This window comes from Acidovorax sp. 56 (assembly GCF_002749705.1).
In the GTDB taxonomy this organism is placed as follows: domain Bacteria; phylum Pseudomonadota; class Gammaproteobacteria; order Burkholderiales; family Burkholderiaceae_C; genus Acidovorax.
The window spans coordinates 1,067,991-1,082,210 of the sequence record NZ_PEEV01000001.1 but is presented as its reverse complement, the minus strand read 5'-3'; the positions used below and the strand labels follow the sequence as shown (position 1 = coordinate 1,082,210).

Here is a 14,220-nt window from a genome sequence, read left to right as displayed (position 1 = left end):
GCTTACTGCACCACAGGGGTTTGCACGGCGGGTTGTGCCGGGGCCGATGCGTGGTGCTGGTTGGGCACGGCCGTGGCTTGGCTGGCCGCCTTGGCACTGCTGGAGGGGGCCGTTGCGATGGCCGCAGTAGCCTTGCGGCCCAGGTTGGCGGCAATGATGTGGGCCACTTCGTCGTCGGCAGCCTTGAACTGCGCGTCGAACACGGCGGTGGCGGCCACGGGTGTGGTGCGCTGCGTGTCGGCCAGGCTCTTGCCGCTTTGGTCGGCGGTGTTCACTTTCACCTCCATCGACAGGCCTACGCGCAGCGGGTGCTCGGCCACTTCCTTGGGGTCGAGTGCAATGCGCACGGGCACGCGCTGCACCACCTTGATCCAGTTGCCCGTGGCGTTTTGCGCAGGCAGCAGCGCAAAGGCCGCGCCCGTGCCAGCACCCAGCCCGGTCACCGTGCCGTGGTAGACCACTTTGGTGCCGTACACGTCGGCTTCCAGCTCAGCGGTCTGGCCGATGCGCAGGGTTTGCAATTGGCTTTCCTTGAAATTCGCGTCCACCCACAGGTCATGCAGCGGCACCAGCGTCATCAGCGGGGCGCCTGCCTGCACGCGCTGGCCCACTTGCACGCCGCGCTTGGCCACATGGCCATCGAGCGGTGCCACCAGCTGGGCGCGCTGCACGGCCAGGTAGGCCTCGCGCACACGGGCAGCGGCGCGCTGCACATTGGGGTGCTGCTCGATGGAGGTGCCTTCGGTCTGCGTCTGGCTGGCCACCAGTTGCTCTTGTGCGGCCACCACGGCGGCCTGGGCGGCGGCCACGGTGCTCTTGGCCGCAGTCAGTTGGGCGTTGGCGTGCTGGAACTCTTCCTTGCCCACGGCGCCGCTGGCCATCAGCGGGGCGCGGCGGGTCACGTCGTCCTGCATGCGGGCGGCGTCGGCCTGGGCGCGGGCCAGGTCGGCGCTGCGCAGGCTCACCTGGGCCTTGAGGGTGGAGTTGTTGGCAAACAGCGTGCGCACTTCGCGCACGGTCTGGGCGAGCTGGGCCTCGGCTTGCTCCAGCGCCACGCGGGCATCGGCCGGGTCCAGCTTGACGAGCAACTGGCCCGCCTTCACAAAGTCGGTGTCGTCGGCGCCGATGGACACCACGGTGCCGCCGATCTGCGGCGTGATCTGCACCACGTTGCCTGCTACGTAGGCGTTGTCGGTGGTTTCGATATGGCGGCCGTTGGCCCAGTGCCAGCCGCCCCAGCCGAGGGCAGCGATGGCCACAGCGGCGGCAATGAGGGTGAGGCCCCGGCGGCGGGCGGTGTTGGCTTCGTTGGCGGTGAGGGGTTCGCTGGCAGCGGTCATGGCAGTGGTCTTTCGGGAATGTGTTGTTTATGGTTTTGTTTGTTTTCCTCCAACCGTTCGGGCTGAGCTTGTCGAAGCCTTGCGCGGCGCTTCGACAGGCTCAGCGTGAACGGGTGGGGTGTGCATGAAGGGGCGTTGAGTGGCTTTCTGCGTTGGACTTTTGCGCTTATTTCGCAGCGGTGCGCAGCACCGCCGTGTCATCGGTCCAGCCGCCGCCCAATGCCTTCATCAGCACCAGGCGCGTGTCCAACTGGCGGGCCCGCAGGTCTACGGCCAGGCGGCGTTGGGCCAGCACCTGGCTTTCGGTGCTCAGCACGACCAGGTAGTTGCCCAGGCCCGCGCGGTAGCGGTCTTGGGCAAAGCGGTAGGCTTTTTCTGCGCTGGCCACAGCGTCGTCTTGCAGTGCCTGCTGGCGGGTGAGCGACTGGATGGAGGCCACGGCGTCGCCCGCTTCCTTCACGGCATCGAGCACGGCGCCGTTGTATTGGGCGATGGCGGCGTCCAGTTCGGCCTGGCGGCCCCCCAGTTGGGCGCGCAGGCGGCCACCGTCAAAAATGGGCAGGCGCAGCGCAGGTGTCACGCCCATCTGGCGCGAGCTGCCGTTGAACAGCTTGTCCAGCCCCAGTGAGTTCAGGCCCACAAATGCGCCAATGTTGATGTTGGGATAGAACTCGCTCTTGGCGCTGTTCACCCCCTGGGTGGCGGCCTCTACCCGCCAGCGGGCTGCCACCACGTCGGGGCGGCGGCCCAGCAGGTCTGCGCCCAGGGTGTCGGGCACCGCAGTGGGTTGCAGCGCGGTGAGCCGGGGCGCCAGCGCAGGCAAGGCATCGGGTGCCTGGCCCGTCAGCACGGCCAACTGGCGGCGGCCCAGGGTGATTTGCTCTTCCAGTGCTTCGATCTGGGTGCGGGCGTCGGGCACGGCGCCCTGTGCCTGGGTTAGCTCGACCTGGCTGTCGAGGCCTGCGGCGGTGCGCTCTTGGGTGAGCTTGCGCTGTTCCTCGCGCTGCTCCAGCGCACGCACGGCCACGTCGCGCTGGGCCACCAGCCGGGCCAGGGCCACGTAGCTGCGGCCGACCTGGGCGGCCAGGGTGTTGGCGGCAGCGGCCGCATCGGCCTGGGCGGCGCGGGCCTGGCCCAGGGCGGCTTGCAGTTCAGCAGCGTGCTGGCCAAAAAAGTCGGGCGTCCAGCTTAGCGATGCCTGCACGGTGCCGCTGTTGTAAGTGTTGCCAGCCACGGGTGCGGGCACCAGGCCGTTGGCGGTGTAGCGCTGGCGGGTGGCGTCCACACCCAGCGTGGCCTGCGGGCCGTTGGCGGCCTCGCGCACCTGGCTCAGGGCCACGGCTTGCTCCAGGCGGGCGCGGCTTACGGCCAGGCTGGGGTTGCCTTGCAGGGCCTGGTCGATCAGGGTGTTGAGCTGCGCATCGCCCAGCGTGGTCCACCACTGGGCGGGGGCAACGGTCTCCGTGGCTGCGTTCAGGCCCAGGGCCGCTGGGGTGGTTTGCGCCAGTGGCGTGTGGCTGGGGCCAGGGCTTGCGCAGCCGACCAGGAAGATGGCTGCCGCCAGGGCCAATGCCGACACAGCGAAGTGGGCCATCAAGGCCGAGCGGGTGGAGGGCAGGGTGTTTGTTGGGGTGTTCACGGGATTCTCCAGAATGGTTTTGGGGTGTTGTGTGGAGGACAGCGAGGGCGTTTGGCACTGGCACGACCCAGGCCAGGGCCACCGTGGAGCTGGTTTTGCCAGGCCACCGGTGGCGCCCCCCCTTCAGGGGGAAGGCGGCACAGGGGGTTTTCCATTCACCAGCATGCGGCGCAGCAGGCTCAGCAGCAGTTGCCACTCGTCGTGACTGAAGTCGCTCAGGTGGCCGTTGAGCACATCGGCCAGCACTGGGGGCACCAGTGCGGCGATGCGCTGGCCTTCGGGCGTGAGGGTGACTTGCACGACGCGCCGGTCTACGGTGGAGCGCTCGCGCACCACCAGGCCTTTGGCTTCCATGCGGTCGAGTGACCGGGTCATGGAGGCGGGGTCGGTTTCCAGGTCACGCGCCAGGGTGGCGACGGTGGCCTGGTCGCTTAGTGAGAGTTTGAACAGCGGCATCCATTGGGCGTAGGTAAGCCCATGGGTGCTCAGCTGTGCATCGGCCTGGGTGCGGATGGAAGACATCACCTTGCGCAGCAGGTAGCCCACGCTGTTTTCAGGCTGAAGCTGATGGGCTTGGTAGTGCTCGGCGCGGTAAAAGACGGGCGCAGACGCTGAGGCGCGGGGTGTGTCGGAGGCGGAAGTCATGGGGATGGAATTTAATTGACTAGACAATTATTGTCTTGGCAATTACTAAATTCCTGAGTCCCCGTGAGGGCCATTGGGGGAGGGCGGGAGGCTCTGGCCTGCACCTCGGCGGGATGGTTTTTGCTATTTAATTAATAGCTTCTAGCGCTTTATTGGTAAGCGCTAGGCCCATAAATTACTGCAATGCCGCTTCCTCCAGCAACCGCTCGCGCACGGCTTGCGCCGCTTGCACCATGTGGCGCAGGGCGGCTTCGGTCTCGGGCCAGCCCCGGGTCTTGAGGCCGCAGTCGGGGTTCACCCACAGGTGCTCCACGGGCACGACCTCGGCGGCTTTTTCCAGCAGCGCAGCCATCTCCTGCACGCCAGGCACGCGGGGCGAGTGGATGTCGTACACGCCGGGGCCGATCTCGTTGGGGTAGCGGAAATCACCGAACCCTTGCAGCAGCTCCATGTCCGAGCGGCTCGTCTCAATCGTGATCACATCCGCGTCCATGGACGCGATGGCGGGCAGGATGTCGTTGAACTCGCTGTAGCACATGTGGGTGTGGATCTGCGTGTCGTTGCGCACACCGCTGGCACTGATGCGGAAGGCGCGCGTGGCGCGGTCCAGGTAGCTCTTCCACCCCGCGCGGCGCAGCGGCAGCCCTTCGCGGATGGCGGGCTCGTCGATCTGGATGATGGCGATGCCTGCAGCTTCGAGGTCGCACACCTCGTCGCGGATGGCCCAGGCGATCTGGTCGGCCGTGGTGGCGCGGGGCTGGTCGTCGCGCACAAAGCTCCACTGCAGGATGGTGATGGGGCCGGTGAGCATGCCCTTCATGGGCTTGGGCGTCAGGCTCTGCGCGTACTGCGTCCAGCCCACCGTCATGGGCGCAGGGCGGGCCACATCGCCGTAGATGATGGGCGGCTTCACGCAGCGCGAGCCATAGCTTTGCACCCAGCCGTTGGCGGTGAAGGCAAATCCGTCGAGCTGCTCGCCAAAGTATTCGACCATGTCGTTGCGCTCGGCCTCGCCATGCACCAGCACGTCAATGCCCAGGGCTTCCTGCTTGCGCACGGCCAGGGCAATTTCCGCTTGCATCTTTTGCTGGTAGTGGGCCGCATCCAGTGCCCCGCGCTTGAAGGCGGCACGGGCTGCGCGGATCTCCGCCGTCTGCGGGAACGAGCCAATCGTGGTGGTGGGCAACAGCGGCAGCTTCAGTCGCGCACGCTGGGCCTTTTGCCGGGCAGGGAAGACGCTGGCGCGCTGATCGGCCCCTGGCGCGGCCGCAGCAATGCTGGCCGCCACGGTGGCGCGGTGCACACGCGGGCTGGCGCGGCGCGCGGCCAGGGCGGTGCGGGCGGCGTGCAGTTCGTCATCCACCGCCGCTTCGCCTTGCGACAAGGCGGTGGAGAGCACGCGCAGCTCATCGAGTTTTTCCACCGCAAACGCCAGCCAAGACTTCACCTCGCCATCCAGCTGCGTTTCGGCCTCTAAGCTGAACGGCACATGCAGAAGAGAACAGGACGGTGCCAGCCACAGCTCGCCCTGGTGCTTGTCGGCCACGGGGCGCAGCTTTTGCAGCGCCGCATCCAGATCGGTGCGCCAGATGTTGCGGCCGTCCACGATGCCTACCGACAGCACTTTGTGCGAAGGCAACCAGTCGGCCACGCCCACCAGCTCGTCGGGCGCGCGCACGGCATCCACATGCAGGCCGGCTACGGGCAGCTGGCAGGCCAGGCGCAGGTTCTCGGCCAGGGGCGAGAAGTAGGTGGCCAGCAGCAGCTTGGGCGCGCTGCGCGCCAGTTGCCAGTAGCTGGGCTCAAACGCATGGCGCCACGCATCGGGCAGGTCCAGCCCCAGGATGGGCTCGTCGATCTGCACCCATTCCACTCCCTGGGCCTTTAGGCGCGCCAGCACGGCCTCGTACACCGGCAGCAGTTGCTCCAGCAGGCTGAAGCGGTCAAAGCCCGCCGCCTTGGATTTGCCCAGCCACAAAAAGCTCAGCGGCCCCAGCAGCACGGCCTTGGCGCGGTGGCCCAGCGCCTGGGCCTCGGCCACCTCGGCAAACAGGCGCTCGCTGGCCAGGTGGAACTGGGTGTGGGCGCTGAACTCGGGCACGAGGTAGTGGTAGTTGGTGTCAAACCACTTGGTCATCTCCAGTGCGGGCTGGCCAGCGGTGTGGTGCTTGGCTTGGCAACCGGCGCTGCAGCCTGCGTGGTCGGCAGCAGCGTGGGCCGACACGCCCCGCGCCATCGCAAAGTAGCGCGCCAGCTCGGGCGTGTGGGCGTCAAAGCCAAAGCGCGCAGGCTCGCAGCCCAGCAGCTGGATGTGGTTGGCCACATGGTCGTACAGCGCAAAGTCGCCCACGGTCACAAAGCCGAGGCCTGCGTCGGCCTGCGCCTGCCAGTGCAACTGGCGCAGCTGGGCAGCGGTGGCCTGCAGCTCGGCCTCGGTGCTATCGCCGCGCCAGAAGGATTCGAGCGCGAATTTCAGCGCACGCTGCGCCCCCATGCGCGGAAAGCCCAGGGTGTGCGTGAGCACGGGGCGGCGGGTGGCGGCTGTTACGGCGACTGCAGCGAGCGACATGGTGATTTCCTTCTTCTGAATGGAGCAATGCAATGAAGGCACCGATGGTCGCGCGGGCTCGTTTATTATTCAAACGAAAGTTTTGGTAGATCAACTTGAAAATTAATAATGAACCAGTCGATTCTGGAAGTGCGCCACCTGCGCACGCTGGTGGCCCTGCGTGACAGCGGCAGCCTGGTGCGGGCCGCGCAGCTGCTCAACCTCACGCAGTCGGCGCTGTCGCACCAGATCAAGCTGCTGGAAGACCGCTATGGCCAGCCGCTGTTTGAGCGCAAATCGGTGCCGCCGCAGTTCACCGCCGTGGGCGAGCGCCTGCTGGCGCTGGCCGATGCCATGCTGCCGCAGGTGGAAGGGGCGGAGCGCGACATCGCCCGCCTGGTGCTGGGGCAGGGTGGGCAGATGCGCATTGCGGTGGAATGCCACACCTGCTTTGACTGGCTGATGCCCGCGATGGACGCGTTTCGCACCCGCTGGCCCGAGGTGGAGTTGGACATCGTGAGCGGCTTCCATGCCGACCCCGTGGGCCTGCTGCACCAGGGCCGGGCCGATGTGGCCATCGTGTCCGAGGTGGATGCCGACGAGGCGGGCGTGGACTATCACGCGCTGTTTGGCTTCGAGATCCGCGCGCTGCTGGCCAACACGCACCCGCTGGTGGCCAAGCCGCACCTGGTGGCGCAGGACTTTGCCGACCAGACCATCATCACTTACCCCGTGCCCGACGAAATGCTCGATTTGATCCGCCAGGTGCTGGAGCCCGCCGGCGTGCGCCCCCCGCGCCGCACCACCGAGCTCACGGTGGCCATGCTGCAGCTGGTGGCCAGCGGGCGCGGCGTGGCAGCGCTGCCGCTGTGGGCGGTGCAAAGCTACCTGGACCGGGGCTATGTGACGGCGCGGCCTATTGCGGCAGGACCTGGCGACAAAGGCCTGCGCGGCGAGCTGCACGCCGCCTGCCTGCCCAGCCTGTCGGCCAAGCCGTACCTGCAGGACTTTGTGCAGGTCACGCGCGAGACGAGCTTTGTGACGCTCAAAGGCGTGGAGCTGCTGTGATGGCGCGCAGGGTTTGGCACGGATGTTGCAGAACGCGTTGGGTGTGAAATTTGTATTTCATGCGCCCATAATGGCCATCCACTCCACCTCCGCGTCCTCCTTTTTGCTCGAACACCCATGCCACACCAGTCCACTGCCCCTTCTGTGATTCGCCCCCTCATGGCCGCCTTGGCCATGGCCTTTGCGCTGGCCGCCCAGGCTGCGCCCGTGGCCGATGTGCACGCCCTGGCCCAGCAAGAGCAGCAGCCGCTGCTCGATACCCTGCGCGACTTGGTGCACATCGAGTCGGGCAGCAAGGACATCGAGGGGCTCAAGCAGATTGCTGAGCGCATTGCTGGCCAGCTCAAGCAACTGGGCGGTGCGGTGGAGGTGCTGCAGACCAGCGATGTCTACCGCCTGGACGACACGCCCGAGAAGGTGGGGCCTGCGGTGCAAGCCGTGTTCAAGGGCACGGGCACCAAGAAGATCATGCTGATCGCGCACATGGACACTGTGTACCTGAAAGGCATGCTCAAAGGCCAGCCGTTTCGCATCGATGGTGACAAGGCCTATGGCCTGGGCATTTCAGACGACAAGCAGGGCATTGCCCTGATCTTGCACACCATCGCTGTGCTGCAAAAGCTCAACTTCAAGGACTACGGCACGCTCACCGTGCTGATCAATGGCGATGAAGAAATCAGCTCGCCCGGCTGGCGCAGCACCATCACCCGCGTGGCGGCCGAGCAGGATGTGGTGTTTTCGTTTGAAGGCGGAGGCACCGACGGCACGCTGCGCCTGGCCACGAGCGGCATTGGCGCGGCCTACCTCACGGTGCAGGGCAAGGCATCGCACGCCGGGGCCAAGCCAGAGGATGGCGTAAACGCGCTGTACGAGCTGTCGCACCAGTTGCTGCAAATGAAGGACTTGTCCAAGACCGACGAGGGGCTCAAGCTGAACTGGACGGTGTCCAAGGCGGGCACCAACCGCAACGTGATTCCGGCCGAAGCCACGGCCCAGGCCGATGCGCGTGCGCTGCGCGTGTCGGACTTTGACGGGCTGGAGAAGAGCCTGCAAGAGAAGGTCAAGAGCAAGCTGCTGCCCGCATCCAAGGTGGATGTGAAGTTTGAAGTGCGCCGCCCCCCACTGGAAGCCAATGACGTATCGCGCCGCGTGGCAGGCTATGGCAAGGTCATCTACCAAGAGCTGGGCATGCCGCTGAACGTGGTGGAAAAAGCCACCGGCGGCGGCACCGACGCCGCCTTTGCAGCGCTCCAAACCAAGGGCGCGGTGGTCGAGGGCATGGGCCTGTCGGGCTACGGCGCTCACTCCAACGACGCCGAGTACGTGCAGATCAACACCATCGTGCCGCGCCTGTACCTGGCCGCGCGCATGGTGATGGACATCTCGCGCGGCGTGCTGAAGTGATGGGGACTGGTGGCTGAAGCGGGGGGCGCATGCCCGCCACGCGCCCTTGTTGCCCCCTGGTCAACCCCACCGGCCTGTCCGCGTGGGGTTTTTTTGCCGCCTGCCAGGGCACCGCTGGGCGCGGCGGCCCGCTCTGAGCGGCACGCCCATGTTGTCTTTTGCTATGAATTAAATAGCTGCTAGCGCTTGTATTTAAAGCGCTACAGCCTGTTTTTTTTCAAATCCTAAAATCTGCCCCTTCACAAAAAAGCGCCAACGCTGCGCCGGGAGGGATGCATGAGTTACACCTTGCAGTTGTGGGAGAAGCCCGCCGACTGGCCTTGGCCCACCACCAAGGCCGAGGCCGACGCGCAGTTCGAGCGCGTGTCCGACGGGCCTGAGACGGCGCAGAACCCGAAGTTTTTGCTCTGGGGCCAGGCGCTGCACGCGCGCTTTCCAGAAGATATGGACGTGTGGCTGGACGGTAGCGAGGAAGGCGTCACCACCTTCCCGACGCTGGGCTTTGGCATCAACACCCGCACCCCGCATTGGGACGATGCCTTTGACCACGCCTGGGCCCAGGCCACCCGGCTGGGGCTGAGCCTGTATGACCCGCAAAGTGGCGTGCACTACCTGGGCAACGGCGACGTGCCCGAGGAGCCCGACCTGCAGGTGCACCGCGCCCTGCGTGCCCGCAAAGCGGGTGACGACGCCACCGCCTGGGCCGAGTACCGGGCCTGGGCCGCACGCGGCAACCCACACGCCATCTATGCCCTGGGCCGGGCCATGCGCTTTGGCATCCTGGGCCAGCGCAGGCACTTTGACCTGGGGGCGGCGCTGCAGCTGATGGGCGCGCACGACGCCGAGACACAGGCGGATGCGCAGGCATTTTTTGAAAAATTTCCGCCCGAAGCCAAGGTGCGCATCCAGGCCTTGCTGGCGCGGCTGAAGGCCGCAGCCGGGGAGCCACTGCTGCAACTGATCGACGCCGAGCGCAAGGCAGTGGACGATGCCTTTGACCGCACCGAACAGACGATGCTGTACAGCCGCAAGCGCATCGAAGCTGCGGGCGGCCTGGAGGTCGCTGCTGCGCTGGGGCACGAGGTGGCCGCCTTCCATTGGGCGCTGGAGGTCGTGATCGGCTGGGAAGAGCCCCACTTTGAAAACGCCCGCTACTGGTGCCAGCGTGCTACGGAATGGGACCATGAGCCCGCCAAGCGTCTGCTGGCCCTGATGCACGAGCATGGCTGGGGCGGCCCGGTGGACAAGGCCGCTGCCGCTAAATGGAGTGCCGCAGCACAAGAGCAGCGGCAGCAGGCCCAAAAACGCCAGCAGCGCAAGGACGAAGCGGCATCGCCCCAGGGCCTGAGCCTGGCGCCTGTAGAGGCCAAACCCAGCACGGGTGTGGGCGCTGCTGCGCAGGTCTGGACAGGCACTGCCACCCGCGATTTTGTGGGCTGGTTTGCGCGCGAGGGCAACCCCCATGCAGCGCAGTACATGGGCATTGCCGACCAGCATGGCCGCGAAGGTGGCCCGGCGAACGCAGCCCAGGCCCGCACCTGGTATGCCCAGGCGGCTGAAGCCGGGCATGCCGATGCCACCTACAACCTGGGCACCTTCATCGAGGTGGGTACCGGTGGCCCCAAGGACGTGCTGGTGGCCAAGGCGCTGTTCATGATGGCCAACGCAGGTGGCACCACGATGCGGGTGGACGACCTGCGCCTGGCACCCAACGAGCAAGGCCCTGTGCGCGCCTTGGTGGCGGCACTGCGCGAGCCCGGCCAGCTGCGTGCGGTGTTGCAACAGCGTGGTCTGGCCCCGGCGGCGGGGCCCGCCCCGGTGGTGCGCCAGGCCATGGGTGGGGCCGCAGCGGCAGCGACCACGGGCATGGGCCCTGCGGCGGCTGCGGCGCCATCTGGCACTCCACCCAGCAGGTCACGCCAGCGGGTGGATGACGATGAGGATGAAGAAAGCGACGCCTTGAGGGGGCACCAGGGCACCGGTGTTTCCATGCACTGGGGCCACCTGGCCTTGATGGTGGGCATTGCCAACGTGGTGCTGGTGATTGCTTTCTTCAAACCCGGTGCCAGCTTTCGCATGGGCCTGATGGCGTTTGGGCTGGTGGGGGCTGTGGGCGCGTGGCGCACCACGGGGGACCTGGACTGGTCGCCGCTGGCCCGCGCTGTGGTGGCGCTGCTGGCCGCCATCCCGCTGGTGGGCATGGCGGTGTGCACGCTGCTGCTGTTCAAGGCGATGCGCGAGCGCCGTTGACGAGGGGGCTTGCGGCGGCGCGGCGCTCGCGCACGTAGGCCCTCAGGTTCTACGAGACGCTGATGAGTGCCTTGTCTGCCAGCGCGTGCGTAGGGTGCTGCCCCGTCAGCAGCAAAAACATGGCAAACACCGGGCCTTGCATGGTGCGTTCGTCGGTCTCGCTCTCCAGCGCTTGCCAGGTGCGCGACTGCAGGCCGCCCCGGCTGCCTTGCTGCACCGGGTAGCCCATCAGTTCTGCCGCTTGCACCTGGCTCAGGCCTGCGGCAATGCGGGCGGCCTTGAGTTCGCTGGCGCTGGGGGCGGGCATGTGAAGAACCAGGGGCGCGGTGGTGGCTTGGGTCATGGGCAGGTGGGCAGGCAAATGAAGCAGGTTATCGGGAACAGGTTCGTCCCACATTATTGATCCGGCGCGAACCTCTGCTTGAACCGTTTACGTTGAGCCCTTCGATAGGCTCCGGACGGGTTTGTCGAAGCGCCGCGCAATGTTTCGACAAGCTCAACCCGAACGGATATTGCTAGTTCAAAGAGGTCGGCTCCATATGCACGCGCTCGCGCCCTGGCAAACCGCTGTGATTTGGGCTGCCGACAACGACAAAGGGGCCGAAGCCCCTTTTGGTTCGCGCCCCGTGCGTTGCGGGGGGCTCCGCTCAGTCCAGCTTGATCTTGGCAGCAGACACCACGCTGGCCCAGCGGGCGCGTTCCTTGGCAAAGAACTGGTCTTGCTCGGCAGGGGTCATGGTCACCACTTCGGCGCCTTGTCCGGCCAGGCGCGAGCGGATTTCTGGGGCACGGATGGCGGTGATCAGGGCCTTGTTCAGCTTCTGGATGATGGCATCGGGGGTGCCGCGTGGCAGCAGAACGCCTTGCCAGGTGCCCGATTCATAGCCTGCTACGCCTTGCTCGGCAATGGTGGGCACGTCGCCAATCAGGGGCATGCGGGTGGATTTGGAGACGCCCAGCACCTTGAGCTTGCCGTTTTGCACCTGGGGCAGGGTGGCCAGCATGCCGTTCATCAGGATCTGGGTTTGGCCCGCCACGGTGTCCTGGATGGCGGTGACGCCGCCCTTGTAGGGGATGTACTGCCAGCGCGCACCACTGGCGCGCTCCAGCGCCACACCGGCCAGGTGGGGGGCGCTGCCGGTGGCGGTCACGGCAAAGTTCAGGTCGTTTTTCTTCGAATACGCCACCAGCTCCTTGAGGTTGTTCACGGGCACCGAGGGGTGCACCACCAGCAGGTGGGGCGAGTAGGCCAGCATGGTCACGCCGCGCAGGTCCTTGGAGGGGTCGAACGACAGCTTGGTGTAGACCGAGGGGCTGATGGCCAGCGCGCCCACGTCGCACAGCAGCATGGTGTAGCCATCCGGATCGGCCTTGGCCACAAAGTCTGCGCCCAGGTTGCCATTGGCGCCCGCCTTGTTTTCAACGATGACGGTCTGCTTCAGCGCTTCCGACAGCGACTGGCTGATGGAGCGCGCAATGATGTCCGAGCTGCCGCCGGGTGGGTAGGGCACCACGATGCGCAGTGTCTTGGTGGGCCATTCGGCAGCGTTTTGGGCGAAGGCGCTGGTGGCGGCGAGGGCGGCAATGCCGGCCAGCAAGGCCGTGCGGCGGATCAATGGCATGGAGGGTCTCCTGAGTCTGGGTTTTGTTGTTTGTCATCGTACAACTACGTGGTTTGCGAAACAAGGTCTGGGGTCGGAGTCCGCGCTTGGCGGGAAGGGCGGAAGCTGGCGTGGAGTTCTGCCTCAACCCCCGTGGCACAGGGCTTTTGCCCTGTTTTCAAGCATGTGAAACGGTACCGTTTACCTAGGGAAAGTCCCTAATTCAAAAAGCCTCGGTGGTTACGGCTTGCACGGCCCAATCTCCACGGGCTGCTACGGGTAATCCCGTTGGCGCATTGGCTCCATTCGTCTCAAAATTTGCAACATGTTGTACGACAACGCACAACGTTTGCAAAACCAAACCGCTACACAGCGAAAGACAAAGGACGCAACGATGGCCTCTACCCCACAACGCAGCATTCGCTGGACAACGCCCTTGGCGGCCGGTCTGGTGTGCCTGGCAGCCTCTTCAGCGGCATCGGCCGCGACCTGGGTGTATGTCTCCAATGCAGACAGCCAGGACCTGTCGGTGCTGGAGCTGGACCGCAGCGCGGGCACCCTCAAGCCGGTTGAAACCGTGCCCCTGGGTGGCACGGCCATGCCCATGGCCGTGAGCCCGGACAAGCGCGTGCTGTACGTGGCCTTGCGCTCGCAGCCGTTTCGGGTGGTGAGCCTGGCCATCGACCCCGCCAGCGGCAAGCTGCGCAAGTTGGGCGAGGCCGCGCTGGCCGACAGCATGGCCAACATCGACACCGACGCCACCGGCCGCTGGCTGTTTGCCGCGTCGTACCCGGGGCACAAAATCACCGTGAACAGCATTGGCAAAGACGGCGCGGTGGGGGCGGTGCACCAGTTGATTCCGACCGCGCCCAACGCCCACGCCATTCACGCAGACGCCAGCAATCGCTACGTGTTCGCCACCAGCCTGGGCGGTGACAACCTGTCGGCCTGGCGGTTTGACGCCGAGACCGGCCGCCTGACGGCCCACGAGAGTGCGCTCACCACCGTGGCGCCTGAAAAATCCGGCCCCCGCCACTTCGTGTGGAACCGCGCCCAGACCACCATGTACGTGCTCAACGAACTGGACGCAGCCCTGAACGTGATGGCCTACGACAAAGAGCGCGGCACCCTGCGCCAGGTGCAGCGCACCACCACGTTGCCCGCAGGCTTTACCGGCAAGCCCTGGGCGGCCGACGTGCACCTGTCGCCCGACGGGCGCACGCTGTATGCGTCCGAGCGCACCTCCAGCACCCTGAGCAGCTTCAAGGTCGACCCGGCCACGGGCCAGCTGCAGCCCCTGGGCCAGGTGCCTACAGAGAAGTCTCCACGCGGCTTCGCGGTGGATTCCTCCGGCCGCTTCCTCATCGCAGCGGGGCAAGAGTCGCACAGCGTCTCGGTGCACCCGATTGACCCCGCCACCGGCGTGCCTGGCACACCCACCCGCGTGCCCGTGGGCAAGAACCCGAACTGGGTCGAGATCGTCGATTTGCCTTGATGCCGCATTGACTGCAAGCCCTGGCAACGCGTATCGCTAGTGTCCTGAGTTGGAAGTTCGTTGATGAAATAAAGAAGTCGAAATCGTCGTCAGGCAAGGCGCAAACCGCAGCGATAGCCGTAGCTATCGCGAGGATTTGCAACGCAGCATGGCGGCGATTCTCGGCATCTTTATGAAACGAATCTCCAACTCAGGACACTCGGGGCTTGCAGACCCCTTCACTTATTTCA

The 14,220-nt window shown here is 66.0% G+C and carries 10 protein-coding genes; 4 read left to right on the top strand and 6 right to left on the bottom strand.

The features are described from left to right. Positions 1-2: 2 nt before the first annotated feature. From CLU88_RS04660 to metE, 4 genes are all read right to left on the bottom strand, one after another. Positions 3-1,340, bottom strand: a complete 1,338-nt coding sequence (locus tag CLU88_RS04660) for an HlyD family efflux transporter periplasmic adaptor subunit (protein WP_099655588.1) — start codon at positions 1,338-1,340, stop codon at positions 3-5. Between the two features lie 166 nt (positions 1,341-1,506). Next, a complete protein-coding gene (locus CLU88_RS04655) occupies positions 1,507-2,934 on the bottom strand; it encodes an efflux transporter outer membrane subunit (protein WP_099658653.1) in 1,428 nt (475 codons plus the stop codon). A 168-nt stretch (positions 2,935-3,102) separates the two neighbouring features. Next, on the bottom strand, positions 3,103-3,624 hold the full coding sequence (locus CLU88_RS04650) for a MarR family winged helix-turn-helix transcriptional regulator (protein WP_099655587.1): 522 nt from the start codon (positions 3,622-3,624) through the stop codon (positions 3,103-3,105). Between the two features lie 175 nt (positions 3,625-3,799). After that, positions 3,800-6,193, bottom strand: a complete 2,394-nt coding sequence (metE, locus tag CLU88_RS04645) for a 5-methyltetrahydropteroyltriglutamate--homocysteine S-methyltransferase (protein ID WP_099655586.1) — start codon at positions 6,191-6,193, stop codon at positions 3,800-3,802. A gap of 108 nt (positions 6,194-6,301) precedes the next feature. On the opposite strand from metE, the gene CLU88_RS04640 reads away from it, so the two are divergent. The 3 genes from CLU88_RS04640 to CLU88_RS04630 all read left to right on the top strand — a co-directional run bounded on the left by CLU88_RS04640 (position 6,302) and on the right by CLU88_RS04630 (position 10,894). Further along, positions 6,302-7,240, top strand: coding sequence for a LysR family transcriptional regulator (locus CLU88_RS04640; RefSeq protein WP_099655585.1), 939 nt, complete (start codon positions 6,302-6,304; stop codon positions 7,238-7,240). A gap of 117 nt (positions 7,241-7,357) precedes the next feature. Beyond that, positions 7,358-8,644 carry a M20/M25/M40 family metallo-hydrolase gene (locus CLU88_RS04635; protein WP_099655584.1) on the top strand — a complete coding sequence of 429 codons (1,287 nt, stop codon included), beginning with the start codon at positions 7,358-7,360 and terminating at the stop codon, positions 8,642-8,644. 276 nt (positions 8,645-8,920) lie between these two features. Continuing rightward, the gene (locus CLU88_RS04630) at positions 8,921-10,894 is read left to right on the top strand and encodes a tetratricopeptide repeat protein (RefSeq protein ID WP_099655583.1); all 1,974 of its coding nucleotides are present in this window, start codon (positions 8,921-8,923) and stop codon (positions 10,892-10,894) included. A 49-nt stretch (positions 10,895-10,943) separates the two neighbouring features. Here CLU88_RS04630 and CLU88_RS04625 read toward each other — a convergent pair whose 3' ends face one another. Next, the gene (locus CLU88_RS04625) at positions 10,944-11,237 is read right to left on the bottom strand and encodes a helix-turn-helix transcriptional regulator (RefSeq protein WP_099655582.1); all 294 of its coding nucleotides are present in this window, start codon (positions 11,235-11,237) and stop codon (positions 10,944-10,946) included. A gap of 304 nt (positions 11,238-11,541) precedes the next feature. Beyond that, complete coding sequence (locus CLU88_RS04620) at positions 11,542-12,516, bottom strand: tripartite tricarboxylate transporter substrate binding protein (RefSeq protein ID WP_099655581.1); 975 nt, start codon at positions 12,514-12,516, stop codon at positions 11,542-11,544. A 373-nt stretch (positions 12,517-12,889) separates the two neighbouring features. On the opposite strand from CLU88_RS04620, the gene CLU88_RS04615 reads away from it, so the two are divergent. Next, positions 12,890-13,990 (top strand): beta-propeller fold lactonase family protein, encoded by a 1,101-nt coding sequence (locus CLU88_RS04615; RefSeq protein WP_099658652.1) that lies wholly within the window; start codon positions 12,890-12,892, stop codon positions 13,988-13,990. Positions 13,991-14,220: the final 230 nt, after the last annotated feature.

What these genes read in the sequence shown, in the direction of transcription:
- CLU88_RS04655 (WP_099658653.1), bottom strand. Translation starts at nt 2,934, where the DNA reads ATGGCCCACTTCGCTGTGTCGGCATTGGCCCTGGCGGCAGCCATCTTC.
- CLU88_RS04650 (WP_099655587.1), bottom strand. Translation starts at nt 3,624, where the DNA reads ATGACTTCCGCCTCCGACACACCCCGCGCCTCAGCGTCTGCGCCCGTC.
- CLU88_RS04635 (WP_099655584.1), top strand. Translation starts at nt 7,358, where the DNA reads ATGCCACACCAGTCCACTGCCCCTTCTGTGATTCGCCCCCTCATGGCC.
- metE (WP_099655586.1), bottom strand. Translation starts at nt 6,193, where the DNA reads ATGTCGCTCGCTGCAGTCGCCGTAACAGCCGCCACCCGCCGCCCCGTG.
- CLU88_RS04615 (WP_099658652.1), top strand. Translation starts at nt 12,890, where the DNA reads ATGGCCTCTACCCCACAACGCAGCATTCGCTGGACAACGCCCTTGGCG.
- CLU88_RS04660 (WP_099655588.1), bottom strand. Translation starts at nt 1,340, where the DNA reads ATGACCGCTGCCAGCGAACCCCTCACCGCCAACGAAGCCAACACCGCC.
- CLU88_RS04625 (WP_099655582.1), bottom strand. Translation starts at nt 11,237, where the DNA reads ATGACCCAAGCCACCACCGCGCCCCTGGTTCTTCACATGCCCGCCCCC.
- CLU88_RS04630 (WP_099655583.1), top strand. Translation starts at nt 8,921, where the DNA reads ATGAGTTACACCTTGCAGTTGTGGGAGAAGCCCGCCGACTGGCCTTGG.
- CLU88_RS04640 (WP_099655585.1), top strand. Translation starts at nt 6,302, where the DNA reads ATGAACCAGTCGATTCTGGAAGTGCGCCACCTGCGCACGCTGGTGGCC.
- CLU88_RS04620 (WP_099655581.1), bottom strand. Translation starts at nt 12,516, where the DNA reads ATGCCATTGATCCGCCGCACGGCCTTGCTGGCCGGCATTGCCGCCCTC.